General features: G+C 60.3%; 15 protein-coding genes. 12 read left to right on the top strand and 3 right to left on the bottom strand.

The genetic code is table 11. From position 1 onward, the window contains the following. The first annotated feature begins 63 nt into the window (after positions 1-63). The 4 genes from HU811_RS04675 to HU811_RS04660 all read left to right on the top strand — a co-directional run bounded on the left by HU811_RS04675 (position 64) and on the right by HU811_RS04660 (position 3,270). On the top strand, positions 64-1,149 hold the full coding sequence (locus HU811_RS04675) for a diguanylate cyclase (RefSeq protein WP_186654328.1): 1,086 nt from the start codon (positions 64-66) through the stop codon (positions 1,147-1,149). Positions 1,150-1,272: 123 nt separating this feature from the next. After that, positions 1,273-1,959: a cysteine hydrolase family protein gene (locus tag HU811_RS04670; protein WP_186654326.1), complete on the top strand. Its 687-nt coding sequence runs from the start codon at positions 1,273-1,275 to the stop codon at positions 1,957-1,959. A gap of 4 nt (positions 1,960-1,963) precedes the next feature. After that, a complete protein-coding gene (locus tag HU811_RS04665) occupies positions 1,964-2,851 on the top strand; it encodes a LysR family transcriptional regulator (RefSeq protein ID WP_186654324.1) in 888 nt (295 codons plus the stop codon). Positions 2,852-3,009: 158 nt separating this feature from the next. Beyond that, positions 3,010-3,270: a hypothetical protein gene (locus tag HU811_RS04660; RefSeq protein WP_186654322.1), complete on the top strand. Its 261-nt coding sequence runs from the start codon at positions 3,010-3,012 to the stop codon at positions 3,268-3,270. Between the two features lie 86 nt (positions 3,271-3,356). Here the strand turns inward: HU811_RS04660 and HU811_RS04655 are convergent, their stop codons facing one another. Continuing rightward, on the bottom strand, positions 3,357-4,508 hold the full coding sequence (locus HU811_RS04655; RefSeq protein ID WP_186654319.1) for a mechanosensitive ion channel family protein: 1,152 nt from the start codon (positions 4,506-4,508) through the stop codon (positions 3,357-3,359). 165 nt (positions 4,509-4,673) lie between these two features. On the opposite strand from HU811_RS04655, the gene arsN2 reads away from it, so the two are divergent. The 6 genes from arsN2 to HU811_RS04625 all read left to right on the top strand — a co-directional run bounded on the left by arsN2 (position 4,674) and on the right by HU811_RS04625 (position 13,148). Further along, positions 4,674-5,132 carry an arsenic resistance N-acetyltransferase ArsN2 gene (gene arsN2 / locus HU811_RS04650; RefSeq protein WP_225248383.1) on the top strand — a complete coding sequence of 153 codons (459 nt, stop codon included), beginning with the start codon at positions 4,674-4,676 and terminating at the stop codon, positions 5,130-5,132. A gap of 208 nt (positions 5,133-5,340) precedes the next feature. Next, positions 5,341-6,912, top strand: a complete 1,572-nt coding sequence (locus HU811_RS04645) for a sensor domain-containing diguanylate cyclase (protein WP_186654317.1) — start codon at positions 5,341-5,343, stop codon at positions 6,910-6,912. Between the two features lie 206 nt (positions 6,913-7,118). Further along, entirely contained in the window at positions 7,119-9,695 is a 2,577-nt protein-coding gene (locus HU811_RS04640; RefSeq protein ID WP_186654315.1) for a bifunctional diguanylate cyclase/phosphodiesterase, read from the top strand. Positions 9,696-9,764: 69 nt separating this feature from the next. Beyond that, on the top strand, positions 9,765-10,559 hold the full coding sequence (xth, locus tag HU811_RS04635; protein WP_186654312.1) for an exodeoxyribonuclease III: 795 nt from the start codon (positions 9,765-9,767) through the stop codon (positions 10,557-10,559). A 111-nt stretch (positions 10,560-10,670) separates the two neighbouring features. Then, a complete protein-coding gene (locus HU811_RS04630; RefSeq protein WP_186654308.1) occupies positions 10,671-11,489 on the top strand; it encodes an arylamine N-acetyltransferase family protein in 819 nt (272 codons plus the stop codon). Positions 11,490-11,627: 138 nt separating this feature from the next. Next, positions 11,628-13,148 (top strand): nucleobase:cation symporter-2 family protein, encoded by a 1,521-nt coding sequence (locus HU811_RS04625; protein WP_186654305.1) that lies wholly within the window; start codon positions 11,628-11,630, stop codon positions 13,146-13,148. 92 nt (positions 13,149-13,240) lie between these two features. Here HU811_RS04625 and HU811_RS04620 read toward each other — a convergent pair whose 3' ends face one another. Then, positions 13,241-13,591 (bottom strand): hypothetical protein, encoded by a 351-nt coding sequence (locus HU811_RS04620; protein WP_092400550.1) that lies wholly within the window; start codon positions 13,589-13,591, stop codon positions 13,241-13,243. Between the two features lie 161 nt (positions 13,592-13,752). Here HU811_RS04620 and HU811_RS04615 point away from each other — a divergent pair, with 161 nt between their 5' ends. Continuing rightward, positions 13,753-14,574, top strand: a complete 822-nt coding sequence (locus tag HU811_RS04615) for a shikimate 5-dehydrogenase (RefSeq protein ID WP_186654302.1) — start codon at positions 13,753-13,755, stop codon at positions 14,572-14,574. Positions 14,575-14,660: 86 nt separating this feature from the next. Here HU811_RS04615 and HU811_RS04610 read toward each other — a convergent pair whose 3' ends face one another. Next, positions 14,661-15,308: a YceH family protein gene (locus HU811_RS04610; RefSeq protein ID WP_092400554.1), complete on the bottom strand. Its 648-nt coding sequence runs from the start codon at positions 15,306-15,308 to the stop codon at positions 14,661-14,663. A 130-nt stretch (positions 15,309-15,438) separates the two neighbouring features. On the opposite strand from HU811_RS04610, the gene HU811_RS04605 reads away from it, so the two are divergent. Beyond that, positions 15,439-15,948 carry a DUF1993 domain-containing protein gene (locus HU811_RS04605; RefSeq protein WP_092400556.1) on the top strand — a complete coding sequence of 170 codons (510 nt, stop codon included), beginning with the start codon at positions 15,439-15,441 and terminating at the stop codon, positions 15,946-15,948. Positions 15,949-16,060: the final 112 nt, after the last annotated feature.

Raw genomic sequence — 16,060 nt, 5'->3', positions numbered from 1 at the left:
CGCCCTGATAGACTTCAATCAACCCCTCCCCATACCCGGGAAGCCCTCGGTACAGAGGTCTCTATGCACCAAACGGGACGAAAGGGACTGTCATTGGCCAGGAGGCTTTACACCTCACGAATCCTGGGCCTGGCGCTGGGGTTGTTGCTGGTGAGTGTCGCGGTCTATCCCCTCGACCCGGCACCCTGGGTCTGGGGAGCCATGCTTTTCAGCGGCCTGATATGGCCGCATGTGGCCTATCAATGGGCCCGTCGCGCGGCCCTGCCGTTCCAGGCCGAACGCCGCAACTTGCTGATCGACGCCTTTCTTGGCGGTTTCTGGGTCGCGGCGATGCAATTCAATCCACTGCCCACGGCCGTTACGCTGGCGATGATGGCGATGAACAACGTCTCCATCGGGGGCTTGCGTTTTATGTTCGCCGGGGCGGCAGTGCAAATGGCGGGCATCGCCTTGGGCGCCGCAATCTTCCCGTTGACCAGCGTGCCCATGACCAGCTCGGCGCAGCTCTACGCCAGTTTGCCGTTGTTGTGCATCTATCCGCTGGCGTTGGGTTGGATCTGTTTTCGCCAGACAGACGCCCTGGGCCGGCAAAAGCGCGAGTTGTTGGCCCTGAGTCGTACCGACAGCCTGACCGGTCTGCTTAATCACGGGGCCTGGAAGGACCGGCTCAATGAAGAATTCCAGCGCTGCCTGCGACAGCCACACGATGGGACAGGTCACGGCGTGATTGCGCTGCTGGACATCGACCACTTCAAAGCCATCAATGACACCTATGGCCATGGCGCCGGCGACATGGTGTTGCGTCAGCTTGGCAAGATGCTCAGGCAAAACCTGCGGGCCGCCGACGTTGTCGGGCGTTACGGAGGGGACGAGTTCGGCGTGATTCTGCCGGACCTGACGTTGCACAATGCCGTGCTCGCCATGGAGAGCCTGCGTGAGCGATTCGCCCTGCTCGGGTGCGAGCAGGTCCCTGCGCTAAAAGTCACGCTGAGCATTGGCCTGGCGGCCTTCAACCCGGCCTATGGCGACGCGACTTTCTGGCTCAACGACGCCGACCAGGCGCTTTACCAGGCCAAGACCGGCGGACGCAATCGGGTTGTGTGTCATCGGCAGTGCCAGATATTGGGGGAACCGGCCGTTTCCTTCTGACCCACCCTCTGAAGCGGTGGATTTGTGCGAAAAACAAACAAGTCCTGTTCCAGCCGCACTGTGTTCCCGCCTGAACGCTCCCCCTAGGATTTCTTCACTCAACCACCCATGAAGGAATCCCTTATGCAACGTTTCACCCGTCGTTTGCTCGCCGCCTGTGCGTTCTCCGGTATTGTCGCCAGCGCCGGCGCACTGGCTGATACCCATCCCACCATTCGCGCCATGGCCGGCGCGGCACCGGTCAGCCAACTCCCGGCCGGTAAAACCGCGTTACTGGTCATCGATTTTCAGAACGAATATTTCACCGGCAAAATGCCCATCCCTGACGGTGCCGCTGCCTTGGCCAACACCCGCGAACTGATTGACTTCGCCGATGACCACCACATGCCGGTGTTCCATATCCAGCACATTGCGCCGGCCGGTTCGGCGGTGTTTGCCGAGGGTGGCGAAACGGTGAAATTCCACCCGGACATGCAGCCCAGGGCTCAGGATGTTGTTTTGCAAAAGACCACGGTCAGCGTCTTCGGCAGTACCGACCTGGACAAGCGTTTGAAGAGCGCGGGCATCGAAAACCTGATCATCTCCGGTCTCATGACCCACGCCTGCGTGGCCGGTGCTGCCCGTGATGCGGCGCCGCTTGGCTACAATGTGTTGGTCGCCTCCGATGCATCGGCTACCCGTGCGATCACCCGAGTCAGTGGCGAAGCGATCGACAAGGACGCCTTGCACAAGGCCGCATTGGCCGAGGTCGAGGATACTTTCGGTGATGTGATGACCACCGCCCAAATCATCAAGCTGCCGGTACGCTGAAAATATGAATCAGATGCTCGCCCTGCGCGTGTTTCGCTGCATCGTGGAGGCTCAGGGGTTTTCAGCCGCGGCCGAGCGGCTGGACACCACTCACTCGTCGGTGTCGCGCAACTTGCAGCAATTGGAGTCCGCGCTGGGCGTGCGTCTGATCCATCGCAATACCCGGCGCATGAGCCTTACCGCAGCAGGCGAACGCTATTACGCTGCTTGCGTGGATATTCTGGATCGCGTGGATGCCGCGTCCCAGGCGGTGACCCTGGAACAGGAACGGCCCTCGGGGTTGCTTCGCATCAGTGCCCCGCTGGTGATCGGTACGCTGGAGCTGGCCCGTTGGTTGCCGGCATTTGAGGCGCGTTATCCGGACATCCAGGTCGATCTGTCCTGCTCGGATCCGCTTGTCGATCTGGTGGCCGATGGGTTCGATGTAGCGTTACGGATTTGCGGGCCGCTGGCCGACAGCAGTCTTGTCGCGCGCTTGCTCAGCGTTTCGCCGCTGGTACTGGTGGCGGCACCGGCCTATGTCTTCAAGCGCGGGCTGCCTCGCGACGTTGCTGAACTCAACGACCATCGGCTGCTGACGTATGCCTCGGCCACGCAGTGGGTGCTGGTGGGGGAAGCAGGGGCGTCGAGCACGGTGGATTGCGCCAGCAGCTTTCATACGGACACCATCACCGCCTTGCACGCCTGCGCTCTGGCGGGCGGAGGCATTGCCGCGTTTACCCTGGCGACGGTGCAGGATGACCTGCTGACGGGAAGACTGGTGCGGATTCTGCCGCAGTACACGCTTGGGGAGCGGCACTACTATGCGCTTTACCCGCATGCGCGGAATTTGCCGGCCAAGGTTCGAGTGTTTGTGGATTACATGGCGCAGTATTACGGCAGCGGAAGCTGATGCTCCTCCAAGCCTGGAAATCTTGTGACGATGTGAGGAATGACCGTTGAGCGCCTGCGGTTGGTGGCACATTGATATATTGGTAGGCTAGGCGCTCGTTACCTATCGAGTGGGTCAGTGTGTCTACCGAGCGAATTTGTCAGTTGGAACAAGCCCTTATGGCCGTGATCGCTGCGGCGGGAAAGATGGGTGTAAGCAGTGATGAACTGTGCGCTCAGGCGGTGGGCGGGTTGATGTTTGAACACCACTGGGGCTGGGCAAACGCACAATACGCACAAGGGGCGGCCGACGAGATCGACAACGCGTTGAGCCTGCTCGTGGGGAAACCCCCAGTGGAGAACCGGTCGTCGGCGATTGAGGCCGGCTCCAATGCGCTGCTCAATCGGCAAGCCAATCGGCGGTCTGTCAGGTTTATTTGATACGAGTGGGCGTCCATTTGCGTGTCCGCCCTCATCGCGAGCAAGCTTCGCTCCCACAGGGCAAGTGCTGACTGTGAGATTGGATATTAATGCTGCGATCGATACTCAGGCGCGGCTTCCAGCGAGGTCTTGTGAGCATTTTCCTTGGACGTTTGCCCCTGCGTATCGGGCAGCGAGGCGACATGAACGGTACGGGCCGGGATCGCAAACCGCACACCGATTCTGGCGAATTCTTCCATCATGCCCAGGTTGATCGCTTGTTGGACATCCATGTAAACGTTGTAGCTGGGGTCCAGCACGATGTACACCGTTTCGAATTCCAGTGCGCTCTCGCCGAAACCACGAAAGTGCGAGCGGTCGAAGCGGGTCTTTTCCTGAGCCTTGATGATGTTTTCGACGATGACCGGCACTTGCCTTAGCTGTTCTGTCGAGCAGTCATGGGGCAGGGCGAATTCAAAGACGATGCGTCGCTCCTGAAGCCGTTTGTAGTTCTGAATGGTGGTGCTGATCATTCCGGCATTGGCCATCACGATTTGCTCGCCACCCAGGCTACGGATCCGCGTGGTTTTCAAGCCGACATGTTCCACAGTGCCGGCCAGGGAACCCACGACAATGAAGTCGCCGACCTCGAACGGTTTGTCCACGGCGATGGACAGCGAGGCGAACAGATCACCGAGGATGTTCTGCACCGCCAGCGCCACGGCGATACCACCGACCCCGAGGCTGGCGATAAAGGCGGTGATGTTCACGCCCAGATTGGAGAGCATCGTCAGGAGCACCACGGCCCAGAGAAACACCTTCGCGCCCCACAGGCTCAGGGTGGCCAACGCGCTTTTCTGATGGATGTCGGAGTGGCTGTGGCGGGCGAAGTAGTGCAGCAACGCCAGGGCGATTGCCCGATTGGCCCACAGTCCCACCTGCAAGGCTGCGACCACGAACCAGAGGCTGCTGACCCGGTCAAGCCAACGCTCCGGCAGGTCCAGGACGCCGACACCAATGAGGATGGAGGCCAGTAACAACAGCGTATTGCTGGTGCTGGACAGTACCTCGACGGCGATGTGGCTGACATACGCATCGGGTTTCTGTGCCCGGGCCTGCACTTTTCTCAACAGCAAGCCGATACCGGCCCTGACGATGATAAAACTCACCACCATCACACCCAGGGCCAGGAGCCAGTTGGCGATGGAGATGCCGAGTAATTGGGTGTCGGTAAGGAATTGGAGAGAGCTTGAGTCCATGTGAACGGTCACCTGTGCCATTGCTGTTCAGGTTTTGGCCCTTGCCGACTTTGGTGTGAGAACCTGGGCAGGGCATGAACCTGGTTAGTTCGCGCAAAGCACGGGCCGTTCAATTTTGTTCTCCGCGAGCAGTTGCGTACGAGGGTGCTGGCGGCGTAGTTTTCTATGCAGAACCTCTGCCAGAGCAATGCCATGCACATGACCGAACTGAGTAATGAGGAGTTGGAGCCGTTGCGCCAGGCGCTGATCCTGGCGGGTCTGCCAGTGGACGACCTGAACCAGCAGGGCCGACGTTTTTTCAGCTTCAGGCAAGCAGACGCTCAGGCGGCGTTTGGCGGGATCGAGGGGGAGGGCGCGGACCGATTGTTACGCTCTTTGGTGGTCCCTGAGGGACTGCGGGGGCGCGGCATAGGTGCAGCGATGCTGGTCGCTCTGGAAGACTTTGCGAAAAACCAGGGCGCGGAACGCTTTCACTTGCTCACTGACAGCGCCGCCGCGTTTTTTGTCGCCCAGGGATATCAGGCGCGTGACCGTGCGCTGGCGCCAATGTCGATCAGCCAAACAGCCCAATTCAAGTCATTGTGCCCGGCCTCGGCGACCTACCTGAGCAAACGCCTCGTTTAGTGGCCTGTGTGGCTAATTCCTGGACTCGAATTGACCCTGCCTGAATGGGCGAATTTGACAGGGCGATGCGCAGGATTTTGGATCCATTGAGCCACCCATCGGCTACGCCACACCGGCAAATTGCCGCCCCCCCAGGCGGTAGGCTAAGCTCACGATTATTGGGGGCTTTGAGGGTTTCGCTCATGCTTTGCCCCCCTCAGGAATTCGCTTGCCTATCCCCAATTTTGATCCGTTCCATGTCCCCGGTGGTGCCCTCAAGCGCCTGCCGTTGCTCAAGGCAGCGGTGGCGTTTATCGCGGCGGTCTGCCTGTGCCTGTGTGGCCTGCTTTTTTTGCAACTGGAACAGTCTCGTCGCTACGACCTGGAGTCGGCGCGCACCGCCTCAGCCAACCTCACCCGGGCCATGGCCCAACAGGCCCAGGACACCTTCCAGCAGACGGACCTGGTCCTGACCTCCCTCGCGGACTGGATAGAAAGCGACGGTTTCGGTCCGGCGCTGCAACCACGTCTGCAGAAAACCTTTGCCCGGCGCGTGCAAGCACTGGAGCAATTGCATGGCCTGTTCCTGTTCGACAAGCACGGTCATTGGGTCATTACCTCCTTTGAACAACTGCACAGGGGCCCAGGGGTAGCAGATCGGGACTACTTTACTTTCCATCAGCAGAACACCGCCCTGACCGCTCATATCGGGCCGGCGATCCGCAGTCGACAAAATGGTGACTGGATCATCCCGGTGTCGCGGCGCTTGAATGATCAGGACGGCAACTTCCAGGGCGTATTGTTGGCCGGGATCAAGATGTCGTACTTCGATCAATTCTTCGAAAGCTTCAGCCTCGCTGACCAAGACGAAATGGTCCTGGCCTTGTCCGACGGGACCTTGCTGGCCCGGCGGCCCTTCGACGAGGCGAAAATCGGTCGATCCCTGGCCGAGGAACCCGTCTTTCAGCATGAGCCGTACAGCGACAGCGCCGGCAACGCGACCATCCGTTCCGCTGCCGATGGCGTCCTCAGGCTCTATGACCACCAGCATTTACAGGCCTATCCACTGGTGGTCACCGCCGCGATGTCCGAACAGGCGATCCTGGCGGGGTGGCACGACAGGGCCTTCAAATCCAGTCTCATCGTAGCGTTGGTGGTGGTGGGCATCTGCCTGTTCGGCTGGGTATTCGTGCGCCAGTTGCGCAACAGCGAACGGATCGAAGCGGACCTGCGCAAGGCCCAGGAGGCGTTGGAGCTGATTGCCACCCATGACAGCCTGACCGGGCTTGCGAACCGTCGGCTGTTCGAGCGGGCCCTGGACATCGAGTTTGGCCGGGGCGCCCGCCAGCGCAGCCCCTTGAGCCTGATCATGCTCGATATCGATTTCTTCAAGCGTTACAACGACACCTATGGCCACGTGGCCGGGGATCATTGCCTGGCAGAAATGGCGAAGGTGCTCAAGGGTTGCTGTCATCGCAAGGCTGACCTTGCCGTGCGCTATGGCGGCGAGGAGTTCGCGGTGCTGCTGCCCGATACCAACCTGCAAGGGGCCTTGGCCTTGGCCGAGCAGATCCGCCGCAGCGTCATCGACCAACACATCACCCATGCCGGCTCTCCTACCGGCTACTTGACGGTGAGCCTGGGCTGCTACGCGTTCGTGCCCAGCAGTCTGGACAGCATTGAGGTGTTCCTCCAGCGGGCCGACGCGGCGCTTTATCAGGCCAAGCACAGCGGACGCAACCGAGTGGCGGCGCTATCGATGGAAGACGGGTTTGATACGCTGGCGCGCTCGGATCGTTGAAATCGTGGAATCATCGGCGGCTTGTCACGGTCAATTGTTCAGGCACTTGGCCAGCGAAATGGCAATGATGTGCAGGCCTCGTCTCAAATCTTGGAGGCTTGCCAACCGTTCAGGCAGTGGGTGCTAAGGTCAAGGGCGTGACGGAACACCGGGGATTGCCTGTTCTGACACGTCGAAGCCAGCGTCGATAGGACAGGAGCAGGTCAATGGATACCGCTGCCGATACCCCTGCACATACTACGCGTCACACCCCCATCACCCGTCGCCTGGTGCTGGCCGTCGCCGGCTTGTTTGTCCTGGGCGTGCTGGTGGCCGTTGCCGCGCTGTTCAATATCGCCCATGAACTGGACGCGCAGGATGCGCGCAAGACCCATTTCTATACGGAGCGGGCCCTCCAGAACCGTATCACTGCCTCGAAGAACTACATTGCCAGTTATACCTACTGGACCACGGCCTATGAGCACCTCAACGGTGAGGTCGATGTGCAATGGGCCTACACCGAACAGAATATGGGCAAGACGCTCTTCACCAACGATGAATACGAGGGCGTGTTTGTCATTGACCGGGAACGCACCAAGTACGCGGTGGTACGCGGGCAGAATGTCCAGAGGGATGCGGCGGCTTACATGAATCTGCCCCTGGCCGATCTGGTGGCGCAGCTTCAGAAGCAACCCGATCTGACCGTGTCCACGGTTCGTTACACGCTGTTCGAAGGCTGGCCCGCCATCGTCACCGCGTCGGTGATCCTGCCCAATGACGAGCGCCCCCAGGTCGAATCCAAGGGGACATCGGTCCTGCTGTTCGTCGACCAACTGACGCCGGTCAAGCTCCGCAAACTGGGTAAAAGTTACGGACTGACCGACCTGACGCTCAAGCAAGACACGGCGCTGCAAGCCGGTCAGCCAGCCGTGCCGCTGGACAGTACCGGTTACAGCCTGGTGTCCCGGCTGGAGCGGCCGGGCCAGCAATTGCTCTGGTCGCTGATACCGCCACTGGGCGGCGCGCTGTTGATTCTGGCGCTGTTGACTGCTTACTTTTTTCGATACGCCATGCGCACCGCGCGGCATGTGGATGCCAGCTACGACAGCCTGGAAATGTCGACCCAGGCCCTTGAAGCCAGCGAAGAACGTTTTCGGGCGGTGGCCGAGGCCGCTTCCGACTGGATCTGGGAAATTGACGACCGGCAGCACATCACCTATCTGTCGGGACGTTTCAACACGGTCACCGGGTTCTCCGATCAGCAATGGCTGGGTCAGGATATCGAACAGCTGTTGTATTGCGATACGACCCCGATCGCCTTGTGGCTGGGCAAGCTGACCGAAGAACAGAACGCCAGCAACCTGCGCTGTTCCTACCGCGATCATTCCGGGCAATTACGCTTCTGTCGAGTGTCGGCGCGGCCGATCTACAACAAGGCGCAGGTGGTGGGCTATCGCGGCACTGCCAGCGACATCACTGACGAAGTGGCCGCCCATGCCCAGGTACAGCATCTGTCGCTGCACGATGCGCTGACTGGCCTGCCAAACCGCAACAAGCTGGCCCGGCACCTGGATGATGCGCTGGTGGCCAAGGAGCATTCGGCACCGTTGACGCTGCTGATGGTGGATCTGGACAATTTCAAACCGATCAACGATTCACTCGGTCACCCGGCCGGCGACGCGGTGCTGCTGGAAGTGGCCCAGCGTCTGCGCGACAGTACACGCGAGCAGGACCTCGTGGCGCGGTTGGGGGGCGATGAGTTCGTGGTGGTGCTCGGCGGGATGGAAAACACCACCGAGATCGACCGGTTCTGTGGGCGACTGATCGAAAGCCTGCAGCAACCGATCCATTACGAGACCCATGCGTTGCACATCGGCGCCAGCATCGGCATTGCCGTCAGCCGCCGCCAGGGTTATGTACCGGGTGAGTTGATCCGTTGCGCCGATATCGCCTTGTACCAGGCCAAGTCCGAGGGTAAGAAAACCTGGTGCTATTTTGCTTCGCAGATGAACGATCAAATCCAGCATCGACGGCAACTGGAAAGCGACTTGCGTCAGGCCGTGAAGAACAACGAATTCGTCCTGCATTTCCAGCCGCGCTACAAAGTCGATGGCCGGGAGATCGTGGCCGTCGAGGCGCTGGTTCGCTGGCAGCATCCGACCCAGGGCTTGCTGGGCCCCGATGCGTTCATTCCCTTGGCTGAGCAGACCGAGCTGATTGTCCCGCTGTCGCGTTGGGTGTTGCGCGAGGCCTGTGAAACCGCGTTGACCTGGCCGGGGGAACTGATGGTTTCGGTCAACCTGTCACCGGCGCAATTTGAGCGCAGCGATGTGGTGCAAGATGTGCGTCAGGTGCTGATCGACACCCGTTTCCCGGCGAGTCGCCTGGAGCTTGAGATCACCGAAAACGTGATGCTCAACGATGTAGATGGTGCCCTCCAGGTCATGAACGCACTGAAGGAGCTGGGCGTGCGCTTGAACATGGACGATTTTGGTACCGGCTATTCCTCACTTGGCTATCTGCGTACCTATCCTTTCGACGGCATCAAGATCGACAAGCGCTTCATTGCGTCCATGAGCAACAGCAGCAACGATCGCGCGGTGGTGCAGGCGATCATCAACCTGGGCAAGGCCATGGGCTTGACCGTCACGGCTGAAGGTGTGGAAACCCTTGCGCAACTGGGCTCGCTGGGTTCGGACCAATGCCACGAAGTGCAGGGCTATTTCCTCAGTCGGCCGATCGACAAGCAGGCGTTTGCGCATTTGCTCGAGAGCGGCCGGCCGCTGTCGAAAACCGGTTCGTGAACGTTTGTGGCAACCACCACGGTGGCTTATCGGTCACAGCTAGTGTTCTGGAACTGGAGCTCTGGCCCGATGAAAAAACTGCGCATAGCGACCTTCAATATCAATGGCATCCGGGCCCGACTGCCCAATCTGCTGGAGTGGCTGGAGCGGGAGAAACCCGACATTGTCTGCTTGCAGGAACTCAAGGCAGCGGACAAGGATTTCCCCGCAGCGCAGCTGGAGTCGGTGGGGTACGGATCGCTCTGGCACGGCCAGGCGTCCTGGAATGGCGTTGCGATCCTGGCCCGTGATGCGCAACCGCTGGAGAGCCGGCGTGGCTTGCCCGGCGGCGGCGATGACAGCCACAGTCGTTATCTGGAGGCAGCGGTGCATGGCGTGCTGGTGGGTTGTCTTTATCTGCCTAACGGTAATCCGCAGCCAGGGCCCAAATTCGATTACAAACTGGCCTGGTTCGAACGGCTGATCGCCTATGCTCAAGGGCTGCAGACCAGCGATCATCCGGTGGTGCTGGCGGGGGATTACAACGTGGTGCCCACCGACCTGGACATCTACAACCCGCGTTCCTGGCTCAAGGATGCACTGCTGCAACCGCAAAGCCGCGAGTGCTACCAAAGGTTGCTCGACCAGGGTTGGACCGATTCGTTGCGCCACCTGTACCCGGATGAGCGGGTATACACCTTCTGGGATTATTTCCGTCAGCACTGGCAAAAGAACTCCGGGCTGCGCATCGATCACCTGCTGCTCAACCCGGCGGCCAGTCCTTACCTGAGCGAGGCGGGCGTGGACGCATGGGTCAGGAATCAACCACATCCCAGCGACCATGCTCCCACCTGGATCCGGCTCGCTTCGCGAAAACGTCGGTGAGGGAGCGAGTTCTCCTGGCCAGTTATTGTCTCGCAAAGGGGAATGCCTTATATCTGCATCCCAGCAGCGTGCTTTTTGTAAGCCCTGCACTGGACAGGAAAGGACATCCTCATGAGCCAAACCCGACTGAACGATTCGGGCCGTTATCTGCAACGCCTGGGCTTCGACACCCCGCCAGCCCCGACGCTTGAAACCTTGCGCCAGCTTCAACGACGCCACACCGCCGAGTTCCCCTTTGAAACCCTTTCGACGCTGCTGGGCCAACCCGTGCCCATTGACCTCGAATCAGTGGAGCGAAAAGTCTTCGAGCAAGGCCGTGGCGGCTACTGCTATGAGCTCAATCAGTTGTTCCTGGCGCTGTTGTTGGAACTGGGCTTCGAAGCCCGAGGCATCACCGGGCGGGTGGTGATGAATGCCCCTGAAGGTGCCTGGCCGGCCCGCACCCACCGCCTCAGCCTGGTGACGCTTGACGGGGTGCGTTACACCACCGATGTCGGCTTCGGCGGCATGGTGCCGACCGCGCCGCTGCTGCTGGACAGTCGTGATACCCAGGCCACTCCCCACGAACCCTATCGTATCGAGGCTCACCCAGACGGTTATCTGCTCCGTGCCTGCGTGGCCGACGAATGGCGGCCGATGTACCTGTTCGATCTGCAGCGCCAGGAAGACATCGACTACACCGTCGGCAATTGGTATGTCAGCAACCACCCCGAGTCGCCGTTCATGGGCCGGTTGATGGTGGCCCGCACTGGCGATGGATTGCGCAAGACCCTCAACGGCAACAGCTATGCCTTGCACCGGATAGGCGAGCAGAGCGAGCGCCGGACAATCACCGACGCCGACGAACTGATCGACCTGCTGGAAAACGAGTTTGGTCTGCGCGTACCGCCCCGTGAGCTTTTACGGCCCGCAGTGGTCGGGCTGCTGTAACGAAACCAGGAAGCAGGGGGCGGAAAGCGGCGCGGGAGAGGACGGGTGTGCGCAATAAGTTGTATACAACTCTATGGACATATGTCCTGAGTTTTGAATACAGTGTGCGCATAACAAAAAACAGGGAACTCCCGAACCATGAAAACGCCCCATGTTTCACTCCCACGGCCCGAGGACGAAAACCTTGGCGTCGGCGCGAATATGGCTTACGGCCTGCAACATGTGTTGACCATGTACGGTGGCATCGTCGCTGTGCCATTGATCATCGGTCAGGCCGCCGGCTTGTCACCGGCGGACATCGGCCTGTTGATCGCGGCGTCATTGTTTGCGGGAGGGCTGGCAACATTGTTGCAAACCCTTGGCCTGCCATTTTTTGGCTGCCAGTTACCCCTCGTGCAGGGCGTTTCGTTTTCCGGGGTCGCGACCATGGTGGCGATCGTCGGCAGCGGCGGAGAAGGGGGATTCCAGGCCATCCTCGGAGCGGTGATCGCCGCGTCCTTGATCGGCTTGCTGATTACCCCGGTATTCTCGCGAATCACCCGGTTCTTTCCACCGTTGGTCACCGGCATCGTCATCACCACCATTGGCTTGACCTTGATGCCGGTCGCGGCGCGCTGGGCCATGGGTGGCAATAGCCACGCCGCCGATTTCGGCAGTATGGCCAATATCGGTTTGGCCGCCGTCACCCTGGTTCTGGTGCTGCTGCTGAGCAAAATGGGCAGCGCGACGATCTCGCGGCTGTCGATTCTGCTGGCAATGGTCATTGGCACAGTCATTGCCGTATTCCTGGGCATGGCGGACTTCTCATCCGTCAGCCAAGGCCCTATGTTCGGCTTCCCCACACCCTTCCACTTCGGCATGCCGACTTTTCATGTCGCGGCCATTCTGTCAATGTGCATCGTGATCATGGTGACATTGGTGGAAACGTCCGCCGATATCCTCGCGGTCGGCGAGATCATCGACACCAAAGTCGACTCCAGGCGTCTGGGCAATGGCCTGCGGGCCGACATGCTGTCGAGCATGATCGCGCCGATCTTTGGCTCCTTCACCCAGAGCGCCTTTGCCCAGAATGTCGGGCTGGTGGCGGTGACGGGGATCAAGAGCCGTTTCGTGGTGGCAACTGGCGGGATCTTTCTGGTGGTACTCGGCCTGCTGCCGTTCATGGGCCGAGTGATCGCGGCGGTGCCGACCTCGGTGCTGGGCGGTGCCGGTATCGTGCTGTTCGGCACCGTGGCGGCCAGCGGCATCCGGACGCTGTCAAAAGTCGACTACCGCAACAACGTCAACCTGATCATCGTCGCCACCTCTATCGGTTTCGGCATGATTCCCATCGCCGCGCCGAATTTCTACGATCATTTCCCGAGCTGGTTTGCGACGATCTTCCATTCGGGCATCAGCTCTTCGGCGATCATGGCCATCGTGCTGAACCTGGCCTTCAATCACTTCACCCGGGGCAACTCGGATCAGCAGTCCGTATTCGCCGCCGGTACCGAGCGGGTGTTGCGTTATCAGGACCTGGCGGCGCTGCGCGAAGGCGACTACTTCAGTGACGGCAAGCTGCACGACTGCGATGGCAACGAGATTCCGGTGGTGGCGGAGGCAGCCCATGCACCGGTAGAGCATGGCCCGGTACGACTCAAAAGCAGCGAGCACGTCTAGCCGATAAAACCCGTGGTGACGGCGCTTGCTCGGCTTTATGTCTCTTGAAAGAAAGGCCTGTGATCCTCGATCACAGGCCTTTCGTTTACTGACTACCAGCGCCCGTAATGACCGCGCGGTGGGCCGTAGTAATAGCCCCGTGGTGGCCCGTAATACACCGGCGCCGGGCGATAGTAGACAGGGCGCTCGATGTAGACCGGCTGTGGCTGGTAGTAGACCGGTGGTGGCTGCTGCACATAAACCGGCTGTGGCTGGACGTACACCGGTTGCTGCACGTAAACCGGACGATCACGGTTGATGATCGCTGAGCCGACGATGGCCGAACCAACGATTGCACCAAACACGGCGGGCCCCTCCCAACCACCTCGACCATGGGCGGATGCCTGGCCGGTGACCGCGAGTGCCCCCACGAGCAGGGCGATGATGGGGAGTTGACGGTTCATAACGATTCCTCGTTTTGGCCCCGGCGCCTGTGGTCTGCAACAGACCCGAATGAGGGCCGCGGGGATACTTGCTCTGACAGCGATTTTTCCAGAATTTGCCGCGCCGTTGGGTAAATATTGTGTAAGGTCTGTAGCGGTTTATTTACGAGAAGGAGTCACGCATGCAGATCAATCCCGACAAAGACACCCAGCTTTGCATGTCGCTATCGGGCCGCCCCGGGAATTTCGGCCTGCGCTTTCACAATCACTTGTATGAGCAACTGGGGCTGAATTTCTACTACAAGGCATTCAGCAGCCAGGACCTGCCCGGTGCCATCGGCGGTATTCGGGCCTTGGGCATCCGTGGGTGCGGGGTGTCGATGCCATTCAAGGAGGCCTGCATTGCCCTGGTCGATGAGCTGGATCCCTCTGCTGCGGCGATCCAGTCCATCAACACCATCGTCAACACCAATGGTCATTTAAAGGCTTACAACACCGACTACATTGCTATTGCCCAATTGTTGAAAACCCATGCTGTGCCCAAGGACTCGACCTTTGCCTTGCGCGGCAGCGGCGGCATGGCCAAGGCGGTGGCCAGCGCTTTGCGCGACGGCGGCTATAAAAACGGTTTGATCGTTGCCCGCAACGAAACCGCCGGGCGAGCCTTGGCCGGCTCCCTGGGGTACGAGTGGCAGGCTGAACTGGGGCAGCGACGACCGCAGATGCTGATCAACGTCACGCCGATCGGCATGACCGGTGGCCCGGAAGCCGATCAACTGGCGTTCGAGCCCGACACCATCGCAGCCGCCGAGATGGTGTTCGATGTGGTGGCGATCCCGTCGCAAACACCGCTGATCGTGCGCGCCCAGGCTGAGGGCAAACGGGTCATCACCGGGCTCGAAGTGATTGCGATCCAGGCCCTGGAGCAGTTTGTCCTGTACACCGGCGTGCGGCCCAGCGCGGAACAATTCAAGAAGGCCGTGGCGTTCGCCCGGGCTGCGTAGCGATCTTTGGAGTTTGATCTTTCGCTCTCGACTCAATTGTCTGGAACAAGATCGCAGCCTCGCGGCACTCGACAGCTCCTACACGGCTATTCCAGCCTGGCCAGACGCTCCTCCAGTGCGGCGATCCGCGCTTCGAGCTCTTCGATGCGCTCCAGTGACACGCCGCTGCCGGCACCACGCTCCACGGGATGCTGGCGGGCGGCGAGGATCGCTTCGATATCCGCCGGGTCGCCCATGGCGTGTATGTAGCGGTCTTCCCGCTGGCCGGGCTGGCGCGGCACCAACAGCGCCAAGCCACGGGCAATCAGCCGTTCAAGCTGATGCACCACCTGTTCAGTGTCTTCGAAATCGTGCATCCGACCGCTACGGGTCAGCAGTTCATTGACTGTCTGCGGGCCGCGCAAGAACAGCAACCCCATCAGAATCACTTGGGCCGGCACCAGCTCCAGGGCCTTGTCGACCCGATGCTCCCAGCGGTCGGCGCGGCTGCCCATCACCAGTTTGGTAAAGCCGCGACCTTCCAGTGCACGCAGGCTCTGGCCGACCTGGCCCGGGTTGAGGTTCATGACCGGCTCACGGCTGGTCTTCTGGTTGCAGGCCAGCACCAGGGCGTTGAGCGTCAGCGGGTAGGTCTCAGGGTTGGTGGCCTGCTTTTCGACCAGCGCGCCGAGAATGCGGATTTCCGTGCTGTTGAGCCGCGGTTCTTCGGCCGGGCTTTGTTCTTCGATACTCATCGCGCGTTCCCTCTGCTGTGGAAGCCGCCTAGCCTAATCCTTGCGCAATAAAAGACAAGCTGTGCAATAAGGCGTGGCTATAATCGCACCCGTTTGATTTGTCCTTTCCTGCCACCTGCATGAGATCGCCATGACTATTTCCCTGTACGCCGCTTCCATCCCGGTTTTCAAGCAGATGCTCAACGCCCTGAGTGATGTCCTGAACAAGGCTGAAGCCCACGCCACTGCGAAAAACATCGACCCGAACGCGTTCCTGCAAGCTCGCCTGTACCCGGACATGTTCCCGCTGGTACGCCAGGTGCAGATCGCGGTGGATTTTGCCAAAGGCGTATCTGCGCGCCTGGCCGAGCTTGAAGTGCCGAAATATGACGACAGCGAAACCACCTTTGCCGAACTGCAAGCCTTGATCGCCAAGGTATTGGCGTTCATCGACGGTATCAGCCCCGAGCAGATCGATGGCAAGGAAGGCATCGAGATCGTCACCCGTCCGGGCACGCCGAAGGAAAAACGCTTCACCGGCCAGAACTACCTGCTGACCTATGGTCTGCCGCAGTTCTTCTTCCACGTCACCACCACCTACGCGCTGCTGCGCCACAATGGCGTAGAAGTGGGCAAACGCGACTACATGGGCGCGTTCTAAACCCGCCAGCATGAAAAAGCCCGGGACGGTGTGGGCCGTCCTGGGCTTTTTGGTGTTTGTTTGTCAGATCGGCGGCGGATGTACCACCGCTATCGCGAGCAGGCTCGCTCCC

Origin of the sequence: Pseudomonas tehranensis (genome assembly GCF_014268615.1) — a bacterium.
GTDB lineage: Bacteria > Pseudomonadota > Gammaproteobacteria > Pseudomonadales > Pseudomonadaceae > Aquipseudomonas > Aquipseudomonas tehranensis.
This window is presented reverse-complemented; position numbering and strand designations above follow the sequence as displayed.

Bases quoted from the DNA above. Each gene is read 5' to 3' on its own strand.
- HU811_RS04630 (WP_186654308.1), top strand. From the start codon at position 10,671: ATGAGCCAAACCCGACTGAACGATTCGGGCCGTTATCTGCAACGCCTG.
- HU811_RS04670 (WP_186654326.1), top strand. From the start codon at position 1,273: ATGCAACGTTTCACCCGTCGTTTGCTCGCCGCCTGTGCGTTCTCCGGT.
- HU811_RS04615 (WP_186654302.1), top strand. From the start codon at position 13,753: ATGCAGATCAATCCCGACAAAGACACCCAGCTTTGCATGTCGCTATCG.
- HU811_RS04610 (WP_092400554.1), bottom strand. From the start codon at position 15,308: ATGAGTATCGAAGAACAAAGCCCGGCCGAAGAACCGCGGCTCAACAGC.
- HU811_RS04625 (WP_186654305.1), top strand. From the start codon at position 11,628: ATGAAAACGCCCCATGTTTCACTCCCACGGCCCGAGGACGAAAACCTT.
- HU811_RS04655 (WP_186654319.1), bottom strand. From the start codon at position 4,508: ATGGACTCAAGCTCTCTCCAATTCCTTACCGACACCCAATTACTCGGC.
- HU811_RS04675 (WP_186654328.1), top strand. From the start codon at position 64: ATGCACCAAACGGGACGAAAGGGACTGTCATTGGCCAGGAGGCTTTAC.
- HU811_RS04660 (WP_186654322.1), top strand. From the start codon at position 3,010: ATGGCCGTGATCGCTGCGGCGGGAAAGATGGGTGTAAGCAGTGATGAA.
- HU811_RS04640 (WP_186654315.1), top strand. From the start codon at position 7,119: ATGGATACCGCTGCCGATACCCCTGCACATACTACGCGTCACACCCCC.
- arsN2 (WP_225248383.1), top strand. From the start codon at position 4,674: ATGCAGAACCTCTGCCAGAGCAATGCCATGCACATGACCGAACTGAGT.
- HU811_RS04665 (WP_186654324.1), top strand. From the start codon at position 1,964: ATGAATCAGATGCTCGCCCTGCGCGTGTTTCGCTGCATCGTGGAGGCT.
- HU811_RS04620 (WP_092400550.1), bottom strand. From the start codon at position 13,591: ATGAACCGTCAACTCCCCATCATCGCCCTGCTCGTGGGGGCACTCGCG.
- xth (WP_186654312.1), top strand. From the start codon at position 9,765: ATGAAAAAACTGCGCATAGCGACCTTCAATATCAATGGCATCCGGGCC.
- HU811_RS04605 (WP_092400556.1), top strand. From the start codon at position 15,439: ATGACTATTTCCCTGTACGCCGCTTCCATCCCGGTTTTCAAGCAGATG.